Origin of the sequence: Streptomyces sp. NPDC021749 (genome assembly GCF_040640655.1) — a bacterium.
In the GTDB taxonomy this organism is placed as follows: domain Bacteria; phylum Actinomycetota; class Actinomycetes; order Streptomycetales; family Streptomycetaceae; genus Streptomyces.
The window spans coordinates 40,827-52,290 of sequence record NZ_JBFACE010000049.1 but is presented as its reverse complement, the minus strand read 5'-3'; the positions used below and the strand labels follow the sequence as shown (position 1 = coordinate 52,290).

Genomic DNA, 11,464 nt, shown 5'->3' with positions numbered 1-11,464 from the left:
CGCCCGGTTACATTCCGAACCCGGAAGCTAAGCCTTTCAGCGCCGATGGTACTGCAGGGGGGACCCTGTGGGAGAGTAGGACGCCGCCGAACAATCTTTGTGGGAAAGCCCCGCACCGTATGGTGCGGGGCTTTTCTGCGTTCCGGATACGAGAATCGCCCGGGTGGGCTCCGGGTATGCCCGTAAGGTCTGGGCATGCGCTATGACCTGGTCATCTTCGACAACGACGGGGTGCTCGTCGACAGCGAGCCGCTGTCCAACACGATCCTGGCCGGCTATCTCACCGAGCTCGGGCACCCCACCTCGTACGAGGAATCGATACGCGATTACCTGGGCTCGGCGACGCACCGCATTCACGAAATGGTGCTGGAACGGACGGGACGGCGGTTGCCGGAGGACTTCGACGACGTTTTTCACGGGCGGGTCTTCGCGGCTTTCGAGCGCGAACTGCGGCCGGTGCCCGGGGTGACGGACATCGTGGAGAAGCTGGCCGCGGAGGGCATTCCGTACTGCGTCGGGTCGTCCGGGAGCCATGAGCGGATCCGGGTGGGGCACCGGACGACGGGGCTGGACCGGTGGTTCGCGCCGGAGAGGGTCTTTTCCTCGCAGGACGTGGGGCGGGGTAAGCCGGCGCCGGATCTTTTTCTGCATGCGGCACGGGAGATGGGCGCGGCGCCGGAGCGGTGCGTGGTGATTGAGGACAGTCCGCTGGGCGTGCAGGCGGCGGTTGCCGCCGGGATGGACGTCTACGGGTTCACGGCGATGACGCCGGCGGCGAAGCTGGCGGAGGCCGGTGCGACCGCGCTCTTCGGCCGGATGACCGAGCTGCCGGATCTGCTGCTGCGGTAGCGCCCCCGGGGCCGGCACCTGGTGCCCGAGGGGAATGAGTCGCCTGGTGCCTGACGGGGATGAGTCACCTGGTGCCCGGGGCATGAGTAAGGGGAGTGACGGGGGATCACCCGGCGGGCGGAGGTCGGAATTGCTGGTGTGATCCATCTACCCAGCGGTAGCGGGGAGTTCTACGCTGAGCGGCCATGACGGCCCCTCTGGTACCGGGAGCGCAGCTGCGGCACGGCCGGATCTCGCTCACCCTGAGCTTCTTCGTCCAGGGTGCGGTCTTCGCCCTCCTCGTGACGCGCATCCCGGCGATCCAGGAGCGGTACGGCATTTCGGACGGGCTGTTGCCGGTCTTCCTGGCGGCGGTGCCGGTGCTGGCCGGCGTCGGGAGCATCGCCACCGAGCAGGTGGTGAAGCGGGTGCGGCCGAGCCGGGTGCTGCGGTGCGTGCAGCCGGTGGTGTGTCTGGCGCTGCTGGCCGTCGGGTCGGTGGGGTCGATGGCCCAGGTCGCCGTGGCGCTGGCGGCGTTCGGGCTGTCCGTGGGGGCGCTGGACGCCTCGATGAACATGCTCGGGGTGAGCCTGCAGCGCGCGTACGGGCGGAGCATCATGCTCGGCTTCCACGCCGCGTACAGCCTGGGCGGGATCGTGGGGGCGTCGCTGGCCTGGGCCGGGGCGTACTGGAAGCTGTCGCTGGGGCTGCTGTACGGGCCGGTGGTGGGGGTGCTGGTGCCGCTGGCGGTGGTCGTGGGCCGGTGGTTCGTGGACCAGCGGGACGCGGCCGGGTCCGGGCCCGGGCCCGCCGGGCCGGTGCCGGCCACCCCCACAGAAGCCGCCGCTCCCGCCGCTCCCGCTGCCCCCGCCGCGCCGGTCACTCCGGTCGCGATGCGGTGGCTGCTGCCGCTGTGTCTGGTGATGGCGTTCGCCTATATAGGCGACTCGACGGTCTCCAACTGGAGCGCCAAGTATCTGCAGGAGGTCTTGGGCAGTTCCGAGCAGCTCGCCACCGTTCCGTACAACGTCTACATGGTGACCACGCTGCTCGGGCGGGCGGTGGGGGACCTGGGGGTGCGGCGGTTCGGGGCGGTCGCGGTGGTGCGGTGCGGGACGGTGGTGGCGGCGGGCGGCTTCGCCGTGGTGGCCGCGGCGCCGGGGGCCTGGGCGGGGATGGCGGGGTTCACGCTGCTGGGGCTGGGGCTGTGTGTGATCGTGCCGCAGACGTTCGCGGCGGCCGGCCGGTACGCGTACGACAGCCAGGGCGCCGGAGCTTCGGACATGGCCGTCGCGCGACTGAACATCTTCAACTACGTGGGCTTTCTGATCGGTTCTCCCTTGGTGGGGGCGCTGGGCGACGCCTGGAGCTATCGGGGGGCGATGCTGGTGCCGATGGCGCTGGTCCTGGTGACGCTCGTGTATGCCAGATCGTTCGGTGCGCCGCGGGCCGGATACGGTGACAGGCATGAGCGGCCGCGCACAGCTGATGTGGGATGAGGCAGTAACGGGCTACGACTTCGGGCCCGGGCACCCGATGGATCCGGTCAGGCTCGCGCTGACCATGCGCCTGGTCGAGGCGTTCGAGCTGGACCGCGGGCCGTTGAAGGTGGTCGCGGCCAAGCCGGCCGGGGACTCCACACTGCGGCTGGTGCACCGCCAGGACTACATCGAGGCGGTCCGCAGGGCGTCGGCGGACCCGGCGGCCGCGGAACTCTCGTACGGGCTGGGGACGGCCGACGATCCGGCGTTCGCGGGGATGCACGAGGTGTCCGCGCTGATCGCCGGGCAGTCGGTCGGTGCCGCCGAGGCCGTGTGGCGCGGTGACGCGGCGCACGCCGTCAACTTCGCCGGCGGGCTGCACCACGCGATGCCCGGCGGTGCGTCCGGTTTCTGCATCTACAACGACGCGTCGCTGGCGATCGGACGCCTGCTGGAGCTGGGCGCCGAGCGGATCGCGTACGTCGATGTGGACGTCCACCACGGCGACGGGGTGCAGGCGGCCTTCTGGGACGATCCGCGGGTCCTGACGATCTCGCTGCACGAGCATCCGCGGACGCTGTTCCCGCAGACCGGCTGGCCGGAGGAGACCGGTGGGGAGGGCGCGGCCGGCAGCGCGGTGAACGTGGCGCTGCCCGCCGGGACCGGCGACGAGGGCTGGCTGCGGGCGTTCCACGCGGTGGTGCCGGAGCTGCTGGGCGCGTTCCGCCCGCAGGTGCTGGTGACGCAGCACGGTGCCGACACGCACTTCGAGGACCCGCTGGCGCACCTCGCGGTGAGCCTGGACGCCCAGCGGGCAGTGGCCGAATCCTGTCACTCGCTGGCGCACGAGCACGCGGACGGGCGGTGGGTCGCGCTCGGGGGCGGCGGCTATGCGGTCGTGGACGTGGTGCCGCGCAGCTGGACCCATCTGACGGCGATCGCGGCCGGGCGGCCGATCGAGCCGACCGCCCCGGTGCCGGAGTCCTGGCGGCACGAAGTGTTCCGGCGGACGCGTCAGTTGGCGCCGCAGCGGATGACGGACGGCCGGATGCCGCAGTGGCGCGACTTCCTCAACGACGGCTACGACCCGGCCGACCGGCTGGACCAGGCGGTGCTGGCCACCCGACGGGCGGTGTTCCCGGCGCACGGTCTGCTGCCGTAGCGGAGGCCCGCGGTACGGGCGGCGGACGCATGCCCCCGGATGTGTGACTACCCGTCGGTTGGGGCATCGACCGTCCGGCCAACGGGTCAGCATGGGCGGCGTGTTGGCCACCGGGGATCTGCGGGCGCATCTGGTCGGGGCGCGGCTGGCGGGGACGATCGCGACGACCCGGGAGCAGAGTCTGGGGCGCTACCGGCTCTTCGCAGCGCGCGATCCGCGGGTGCTGCTGGGGCTGGACCCTGAGCGGGAGTGGCCGCTCCCCGCACTCCTGCGGCTGATGGGGCAGAAGTGCGGAGTTTCGGTCGATCCCGCGCGCACTTCCGGCCCGGACGTGATCGATCCGGATCGTACGATCGCGGCGCTCGACCGGTTCGCCGACCGGATCGGTGTCGCCGCGGCCCGAGCGGAGCCGGTGCTGCTCGGCACCGGACATCCGCAGGCGTTGCTGGAGTTCTACGCCGGCCTCGCAGACGCCCTCTCGGCGGCGGGCTGCCCCGTCCTCACCCCGGCGTATGGCGTCCGTGTCGACATAGCGACCCGGTTCGGCGTACGTACCCGGGCCCTGGACTACGTACGGGGAGTCGCGATGTTGCGAGAGACCGGCGTGCGGGGCGCGTCCGGGGCGGGGGGCGTGCACACCCACTCACCGCTGCCGGTGCGGACCGTTCTGGCGGCGGCCGCGGACGCCGGAGGGCCGCTTCCCTGGCTGGTGATCGGGGACCACGGATGGGCCTGCGGGGCAGGTCAGCTGGGCATTGAGGCGATCGCGCTGGCCGATTCGGACGACCCGGCTCCGTTCGTCGGACAGGCCGAGGGGCGACTGTCGGAGGTGGTGCCGCTCGATGACGCCGTACCGGCCGCGTCCTACCGGCCACTCATGCGATACATCCTGGAACGTGTCGGTCTGTCATATTAGGCGGCTGTTCGCTGCTCCTCTTCCCCACTCGCATCACCCGCCCCTAATCTGGGGAGTGAGCGCATAGCGACGAAGAGTCACCGGAGGGGAAGCCGGTGACCGTCTTATGCGGAAGGTGCAGGTGTGTTCATGGCTGCTGACCAGAGGCCTCTGAACGAGGTCGTGTTCCTTACGGTGGCGGAAGTCGCCACGGTGATGCGAGTGTCCAAGATGACCGTGTACCGCTTGGTGCACAGCGGTCATCTGCCCGCGATTCGGGTGGGGAGGTCCTTCCGGGTTCCGGAGCAGGCGGTCCACGACTATCTCCGGGAGTCCTACGTGGGGGTGGAATCGGCCTGATGGGCACCTCGCCGACCCTCGGATTACGTCGTTCGCCCGGCGCCGGGTAGGCTGGCCCGATGTAGGTAGTGTGGGCTCGGACGCCCCGCACCGAGTGATTCGAAGTGAGCGAGGGTAGTCGTGGGCTCTGTTATCAAGAAGCGGCGCAAGCGGATGGCCAAGAAGAAGCACCGCAAGCTGCTCAAGCGCACCCGTGTTCAGCGTCGTAACAAGAAGTAAGCGACGCTGATCGCGATTTCGCAGCCCCCCATCGCCTGGTGCGGTCGGGGGCTGCGGCGCGTTGTGGGCCGTATGGACGGTGGTGGGACGGAAATGTCGTCGTGGGCATCCCGTGGTCATCACTGCGCAACACCGACCCGATAGCGTTGACCGCACAGCTGGGCTACGTGCAGGTCGCGGCGGGAAGGTAGGGCTGATCTTGGGCAAGGTCGTGCTCGTCACAGGAGTCGCACGGCAGCTGGGCGGCAGATTCGTCCGCCGGATCCAGCGTGAGCCGGACGTCGACCGGGTGATCGGGGTCGACGCCGTGGCACCCGAGCACCATCTGGGCGGCGCCGAATTCCTCAAGGCCGACATCCGGCACCCGGCGATCGCCAGGGTCCTGGCCGAAACCCGCGTCGACACCGTGGTTCACATGGACATCAACGGGACGCCGTTGGGCAAGCGCGGCGGCCGCGCCTCGGTGAAGGAAACCAACGTCATCGGGACGATGCAGCTGCTGGGCGCCTGCCAGAAGGCCCCGAACGTCGAGCGCGTGGTCATCAAGTCCAGCACCAGCGTCTACGGCTCCGCGCCCCGCGACCCGGCCGTCTTCACCGAGACCACCACCCCGAAGTCGCTGCCCAGCGGAGGCTTCGCCAAGGACATCGTCGAGGTCGAGGGGTACGTCCGCGGCTTCGCCCGGCGCCGGCCCGACGTGGCCGTCTGCATCCTGCGGTTCGCCAACATCCTCGGGCCGTGCGCGGATTCCCCGCTCGCCGAGTACTTCTCGCTGCCCGTGCTGCCCACCGTCCTCGGTTACGACCCGCGGCTCCAGTTCGTCCATGAGGACGACGCGATCGACGTGCTGCGGATCGCCGCCGCCGCGCCGCGCCGGGGCACGCTCAACAGCGGCACCTTCAACATCGCCGGCGACGGCGTCCTGCTGCTCTCGCAGACCTCCCGGCGGCTCGGGCGGCCCACCCTGCCGCTCTTCCTGCCGACGGTGACCTGGGCCGGCACCGCGCTGAGGTCCGTCGGCATCACGGACTTCTCGCCGGAACAGATCCGGCTGCTCACGCACGGCAGGGTCGTCGAGACGACGCAGATGCGCGAGACACTGGGGTTCCACCCCAAGTACACGACGGCGGAGGCCTTCGCGGAATTCGCCCGCAGCCGTGGCCCCGGGCTGCTGCCGCCCGAGTGCCTCGCCCGCACCGTCGACCGGCTCGCCGGCGTGCTCACCGCGCGCCGGAGCGCGGCCAAGTGAGGAGGACACCCACCATGGCGGACGCCAAGGTCATTCCCTTCGGCGAGGAGCCCCGGGCGCGCCGCAAGGCCCGGCGGGCCGGGCGCGGTACGGCGCTGGCGCCCGTACCGGAGGCCCGGACCGAGCACCCGCCAGCGGCACCCCCGCCGGCCCGGCCCCGCTCGCTGGACGAACGGATCGCGGGCGGCCTGGCGTTCCTGCGCCGCCGGATCACCGGCGACTACGAGGTCGACGACTTCGGCTACGACGCGGAGCTGACCGACCAGGTCCTGATGTCGCTGCTGCGGCCCTTCTACGAGAAGTACTTCCGGGTCGAGGTCAAGGGCATCGAGAACATCCCCGCGGAAGGCGGTGCGCTGGTCGTCTCCAACCACTCCGGGACGCTGCCGCTGGACGGCCTGATGCTCCAGGTCGCGGTGCACGACAACCACCCGGCGCAGCGTCATCTGCGGCTGCTGGCGGCCGACTTGGTGTTCGTCCTGCCGGTGATAAACGAGCTGGCGCGCAAGGCCGGGCACACCCTCGCCTGCGCGGAGGACGCCCAGCGGCTGCTGGAGCGCGGCGAGATCGTCGGGGTGATGCCGGAGGGCTTCAAGGGCATCGGCAAGCCCTTCGCGGACCGCTACAAGCTGCAGCGCTTCGGGCGGGGCGGCTTCGTCTCGACGGCGCTGAAGGCCGGGGTGCCGATCGTGCCGTGCTCGATCGTGGGCGCCGAGGAGATCTACCCGATGATCGGGAACGCCAAGACCCTGGCGCGGGTGCTGGGTCTGCCGTACTTCCCGGTCACGCCGACGTTCCCGTGGCTGGGGCCGCTGGGCGCGGTGCCGCTGCCGACGAAGTGGACGATCCAGTTCGGTGAGCCGATCCCGACCGACGGCTATCCGGCGGAGGCGGCGGACGACCCGATGCTGATGTTCAACCTCACCGACCAGGTGCGCGAAACGATTCAGCACACTCTCTACAAGTTGCTGGTGCAGCGGCGGTCGGTGTTCTTCTGAGGTTCTGCCGGCTGTTGGTGCGGCGTTCGGTGTTCTTCCGGCGGGCCGACCGTGCGGCGGCGCGTGCTGGGAGGAGCATCGAACGCCGCCGCACCGGGCGCGGCAGTGCTGCTACTTCGAGAGGTCCTGGCCGTCGATGCCCAGGCCGGGCAGCAGGCCCGGGAGCAGCGGCGGCAGGGTGACGTCGGGATGGCTGCCGGGGTGGCCTCCCGTGCCGTGGCCGGAGTCGTGCGGGGACGGGCTGCCGGACTTGTCCTGCGGGTCGAGCAGACCGCCCGTGCTGCCGCCGAGCAGACCGTCCTCCTGGGACGGGGAGGCCGACGGTCGGGGGGCGTGCGGTCCCGCGGAGTGTCCCTTGGCGGCGGAGCCGTGGCCGGAGGGGGCCGGGCGGACTTCGGGGCCGGCGCCGGTGCCCGTGGAGGCCGGGGTGTTGTGCGGGTGGTTCTTGCCGTCGGGGGCCTGCGGCAGCAGCGAGCGGAGCGGACCGACCTCTTGGTCTATGGCGTCGAAGACCGAGCTGACCTCGTCGCGGACGTCCGTGAGCTGCACCGGGAGCCTGTCGCGCAGCTGCGACCACGTGCTGCGGTGGGAGCGGGTGAAGGAGTTCAGCGCCTGGATGGGGCCGAGCGAGCCGTCCCGCTCGTACGCCGCGTGCAGCAGCCGGTGGCCCTCGCCCGCGTCGTGCTTCACCCCGGACAGGGCGCGGCGGACCTCGCCGAGCGATTCGTGGTCGAGGTCGGCGGCGCGGGCCCGCTCCATCAGGCGGCGGGCCTCGAACATGCGGGTGGACGCCTGGTCGAGGTAGAGCCGGCCGCGGTCGGAGTCGTCGTCGGCCATGCCGAGCCTGAGATCCTCCATGCCCCGCTTGAGGCCGTAGAGGGAGTCCCCGGGGAGGGCGTCGGAGCTGGCGGCGGCGACCCCGCTGAAGGCCCCGGCCGCGACGCCGATGGTCAGTCCGCCGGCGGCCAGTCCCTTGGAGAGCCGGGAACGCGGCCGTAGCCGGCCGATCGATTTGGCGGCGCGGTGCGCGCCTTTGTGTTCGCGCTGCTCGGGCACCCTGGCACCCTCGGACGGAGTGCCTTCGGCGAAGGCGGACTCCATCGCGGCGAGGAGCTGGGCACGCTGGACAGTCTTGACCTCGGCGGCCATCTCCGGCCGTGGAAGCCTCCCGAGACCGTCGGCGACCGCCAACAGCCGTGTCTCGCCCGGCGTCTGTGCCGGATTGTCGACCTGTTCCTCGGCCGCCGCGCCCTTGAGGACCTGCTCCTCCAGGGCCTGGGCGAAGGCGTTGGCCCGCCGGTGCACCGAGACATTCGCGATCACGGGCGGCACCTCCTCTCGTCATCCCGCACGACTCCCCGGACTGGCATTGACTATCCAGACGGGCCGGACGGTTGCACACCGATGTCCGCGGCCACTCGATCGAGTGAGAGGCAGCGGGCATGGCGTGACCGCATGGAGCCTGCACTCCGCACAACGAGCGGCGCGGCACTCGGGTTACGCACTCACGATGATCTGACCGACCGGGCACGCCCGATCACCGAGAGTGAGCATGGCGCGGCGCACGACGGCGCGGAGAAGCGCGGAACGAGGGGGTGGGGGGTCAGCGGGCGTCTTCGGGGAGGAGGCGCGCGAGGGTGCGGACGGCGCGGTACTGGAGGGTCTTGATGGCGCCCTCGTTCTTGCCCATGACGCGGGCGGTCTCGGCGACCGAGAGGCCCTGCAGGAACCGCAGCGTGACGCATTCCTGCTGCTGGGGGTTGAGCTTGCGTACCGCCTCCAGGAGGGCGGCGTTGGAGAGGGATTCGAGGACCGACTCCTCGGGGCTGCGCTCGACCTCGTTGGCGTCGAGCATCTCTCCGGTGGTGACTTCCAGGCGGAAGCGCGAGGACTTGAAGTGGTCGGCGACGAGGTTGCGGGCGATGGTCACCAGCCAGGCGCCGAAATCGCGGCCCTGCCAGGTGAAGGTGCCGATGCGGCGCAGGGCGCGCAGGAACGTCTCACTGGTGAGGTCCTCGGCCGTGGCGCGGCCGCCCACGCGGTAGTAGATGTAGCGGTAGACCGTGTCGGCGTACTGGTCGTAGAGGCGGCCGAAGGCCTCGGCCTCGCCGGCCTGGGCGCGTTCGACGAGGTCCATCATGCGACGGCTGTCGCTGTCGGCGGGGCGCCGGGCGGTGGTCGTGCCGGCGGCGGCGCGGCGGGTTCTGCCGGCGGCCTTGCCGACCGCAGCGCTCCCGTCGGCCAGGGCGTAGCAGGGGCCGGCGGCGGGGACGGCTGAGGCGAATGCGGGGACGGCGTACGCGGTGGGGACGAAACTGCGCAGGTGGTCGACGAGTGTCGTACGCAGCGTAGCCAGGCCCGAGGCGTCAACCCCGACGTGTGGGTACACGGGACTCCCAGAGGCAGAGCTTCCATCACGTGCAGTGCGGGACCGTTCACTCGTCGTAGGGACGTGTGGGTTCCGGATTGCGTCTGAGGAGAATAACGCTTCGTACAGGCAGCGCTACACCCAGTTGCTCAAATCATCGATTACTTACGGTCCGTGGTGGGTTGGTGACAGATCAAGTATCGAATACTGAGCAACTATTGATCGGAAGGGAACGCAATCTGCCTGGTTGGAAGGCGTGTTGTGGCTGACCCGCGACAAGGGGACTGACGGGGAGACTGCGGGGGTAGGGAGCGTGGATGGCCCGCCGCGCCGACGGGCGATCAGCCCTGGTCAGCGGCGGCGGCGCTGGAGCGCGACCGCGGCCGCGGCACCGCCCGCCAGGGCGCCCACACCGGCCGCCGCGGGGATGCCGATCTTGGCCGCCTTGCGGCCGGTGCGGTAGTCGCGCAGCCGCCATCCGTGTTCCCGGGCGTGCTTGCGCAGCCGGCTGTCGGGGTTGATCGCGTACGGGTGGCCGACCAGCGACAGCATCGGGATGTCGTTGGCCGAGTCGCTGTAGGCGGCGCAGTGCGACAGGTCCAGGCCCTCGGCGGCGGCCAGCGCGCGGACCGCCTCGGCCTTGGCCGGGCCGTGCAGCGGCTCGCCGACGAGCTTGCCCGTGTAGACCCCGCCGACGGACTCGGCGACGGTGCCCAGCGCGCCGGTCAGGCCCAGCCGGCGGGCGATGATCGTCGCGGTCTCCACCGGTGCCGCCGTCACCAGCCAGACCTTCTGGCCGGCGTCGAGGTGCGCCTGGGCCAGCGCACGGGTGCCCGGCCAGACCCGTTCGGCCATGTACTCGTCGTAGATCTCCTCGCCGATGGACATCAGCTCGGAGACGCGGTGGCCCTGGACGATGGACAGCGCGCTGTTGCGGACGTCCGCCATGTGCTCGGGGTTCTCCGAGCCGGCCAGCCGGAAGTAGACCTGCTGCCAGGCGAAACGGGCGAGGTCGCGCTTGTGGAAGAAGTGCCGCTTGTACAGGCCGCGGCCGAAGTGGAAGAGCGCGGCGCCCTGCATGACGGTGTTGTCGAGGTCGAAGAAGGCGGCGGCCGCGGTGTCCCCGACGACCGGGAACTCCGGTTCGGCCGGGGCCTCCTCGACGGCCTGGGCCTCCTCGGCCTCCTGCGAGGTCTTCCGGGCGGCCTCGGCGGCGGCCTCGCCGGCCAGCACACTGCGGGCGGTGGCGGGGCGTCGGCGGCGGGGGATCCAGCCCAGGTCGAAGAGCGCCCCGGAGGGCATCCAGCCGGATCGGCGAGCGGGCGACGAGGGGAAGCGCGTCCCGTGGGGACTCCTGCCGGGCTGGTGGTCGGGCGAGGGGCTGGCCATGGCGCTAGCGTAGCCAGTTTGTTCGGTGCTTCCGGTTACGGGCGCGTGTCCTGTGGGCCGGGAACCGCTGACGGTCGCATTACGGCCGACTCAGGGCGGGTTCGCCGGCACCGGGACGGCTCAGGCGCCCAGGGCCGTCCGCAGCCGCTGCGGGTCGACGCGCCAGAAGTCGTGCTGGGCGCCGTCGATCAGGACGACCGGAATCTGCTCCCAGTACTTGCGGTGCAGTTCGGCGTCCTCGGTGATGTCCTTCTTCTCCCAGGACGCTCCGGTCTCGGCGCAGACCTTCTCGATCACCGCCTGGGCGTCGTCGCAGAGGTGGCAGCCGGGCTTGCCGACGAGGGTGACCAGGCGGTCGGCGGGGCGCTTGCGGGGGCTGCGGCTGAACAAGGGGGCCATGGAGCCATTGTGCCGGGTCGGCGGGGGAGCGGGACGGGCGCCGGGCGGGCCGGGGTCGATTACCATCGGTGGGCGATTTGTAGGTTTCCGGGGGATAGCGGTGAGGAGTGCGCGCG

The 11,464-nt window shown here is 71.0% G+C and carries 12 protein-coding genes and 1 rRNA gene; 9 read left to right on the top strand and 4 right to left on the bottom strand.

Features of this window, described 5'->3' with window-relative positions; all coding sequences use genetic code 11:
* The 9 genes from rrf to AB0G35_RS32615 all read left to right on the top strand — a co-directional run.
* Positions 1–92 (top strand): 5S ribosomal RNA (gene rrf, locus AB0G35_RS32655); the annotation flags it as partial.
* A 103-nt stretch (positions 93–195) separates the two neighbouring features.
* Positions 196–849, top strand: coding sequence for an HAD family hydrolase (locus AB0G35_RS32650; protein WP_360956954.1), 654 nt, complete (start codon positions 196–198; stop codon positions 847–849).
* 185 nt (positions 850–1,034) lie between these two features.
* On the top strand, positions 1,035–2,327 hold the full coding sequence (locus AB0G35_RS32645; RefSeq protein WP_360956952.1) for an MFS transporter: 1,293 nt from the start codon (positions 1,035–1,037) through the stop codon (positions 2,325–2,327).
* Entirely contained in the window at positions 2,296–3,471 is a 1,176-nt protein-coding gene (locus tag AB0G35_RS32640; protein ID WP_360956949.1) for an acetoin utilization protein AcuC, read from the top strand. The genes AB0G35_RS32645 and AB0G35_RS32640 overlap by 32 nt, the downstream gene beginning before the upstream one ends.
* 91 nt (positions 3,472–3,562) lie before the next feature.
* Complete coding sequence (locus AB0G35_RS32635) at positions 3,563–4,387, top strand: phosphatase (protein ID WP_360956946.1); 825 nt, start codon at positions 3,563–3,565, stop codon at positions 4,385–4,387.
* Positions 4,388–4,516: 129 nt separating this feature from the next.
* Entirely contained in the window at positions 4,517–4,726 is a 210-nt protein-coding gene (locus tag AB0G35_RS32630) for a helix-turn-helix domain-containing protein (RefSeq protein WP_014144137.1), read from the top strand.
* A gap of 120 nt (positions 4,727–4,846) precedes the next feature.
* Positions 4,847–4,945 (top strand): AURKAIP1/COX24 domain-containing protein, encoded by a 99-nt coding sequence (locus tag AB0G35_RS32625; protein ID WP_003948845.1) that lies wholly within the window; start codon positions 4,847–4,849, stop codon positions 4,943–4,945.
* Between the two features lie 199 nt (positions 4,946–5,144).
* A complete protein-coding gene (locus AB0G35_RS32620; RefSeq protein WP_360956943.1) occupies positions 5,145–6,194 on the top strand; it encodes an NAD-dependent epimerase/dehydratase family protein in 1,050 nt (349 codons plus the stop codon).
* 14 nt (positions 6,195–6,208) lie between these two features.
* Complete coding sequence (locus AB0G35_RS32615) at positions 6,209–7,192, top strand: lysophospholipid acyltransferase family protein (RefSeq protein WP_360956940.1); 984 nt, start codon at positions 6,209–6,211, stop codon at positions 7,190–7,192.
* A gap of 111 nt (positions 7,193–7,303) precedes the next feature.
* Here AB0G35_RS32615 and AB0G35_RS32610 read toward each other — a convergent pair whose 3' ends face one another.
* The 4 genes from AB0G35_RS32610 to AB0G35_RS32595 all read right to left on the bottom strand — a co-directional run bounded on the left by AB0G35_RS32610 (position 7,304) and on the right by AB0G35_RS32595 (position 11,348).
* Positions 7,304–8,515: a DUF5667 domain-containing protein gene (locus AB0G35_RS32610; protein WP_360956937.1), complete on the bottom strand. Its 1,212-nt coding sequence runs from the start codon at positions 8,513–8,515 to the stop codon at positions 7,304–7,306.
* A gap of 280 nt (positions 8,516–8,795) precedes the next feature.
* Positions 8,796–9,581, bottom strand: a complete 786-nt coding sequence (locus AB0G35_RS32605; protein ID WP_360956935.1) for an ECF subfamily RNA polymerase sigma factor, BldN family — start codon at positions 9,579–9,581, stop codon at positions 8,796–8,798.
* A gap of 330 nt (positions 9,582–9,911) precedes the next feature.
* Positions 9,912–10,862 (bottom strand): HAD-IB family hydrolase, encoded by a 951-nt coding sequence (locus tag AB0G35_RS32600; RefSeq protein ID WP_360956962.1) that lies wholly within the window; start codon positions 10,860–10,862, stop codon positions 9,912–9,914.
* A 207-nt stretch (positions 10,863–11,069) separates the two neighbouring features.
* A complete protein-coding gene (locus AB0G35_RS32595; RefSeq protein ID WP_030804011.1) occupies positions 11,070–11,348 on the bottom strand; it encodes a glutaredoxin family protein in 279 nt (92 codons plus the stop codon).
* Positions 11,349–11,464: the final 116 nt, after the last annotated feature.

Excerpts from the sequence above, each read along its gene's own strand:
- AB0G35_RS32640 (WP_360956949.1), top strand. The coding sequence starts at position 2,296 with ATGAGCGGCCGCGCACAGCTGATGTGGGATGAGGCAGTAACGGGCTAC.
- AB0G35_RS32635 (WP_360956946.1), top strand. The coding sequence starts at position 3,563 with ATGGGCGGCGTGTTGGCCACCGGGGATCTGCGGGCGCATCTGGTCGGG.
- AB0G35_RS32595 (WP_030804011.1), bottom strand. The coding sequence starts at position 11,348 with ATGGCCCCCTTGTTCAGCCGCAGCCCCCGCAAGCGCCCCGCCGACCGC.
- AB0G35_RS32615 (WP_360956940.1), top strand. The coding sequence starts at position 6,209 with ATGGCGGACGCCAAGGTCATTCCCTTCGGCGAGGAGCCCCGGGCGCGC.
- AB0G35_RS32645 (WP_360956952.1), top strand. The coding sequence starts at position 1,035 with ATGACGGCCCCTCTGGTACCGGGAGCGCAGCTGCGGCACGGCCGGATC.
- AB0G35_RS32600 (WP_360956962.1), bottom strand. The coding sequence starts at position 10,862 with ATGCCCTCCGGGGCGCTCTTCGACCTGGGCTGGATCCCCCGCCGCCGA.
- AB0G35_RS32650 (WP_360956954.1), top strand. The coding sequence starts at position 196 with ATGCGCTATGACCTGGTCATCTTCGACAACGACGGGGTGCTCGTCGAC.
- AB0G35_RS32630 (WP_014144137.1), top strand. The coding sequence starts at position 4,517 with ATGGCTGCTGACCAGAGGCCTCTGAACGAGGTCGTGTTCCTTACGGTG.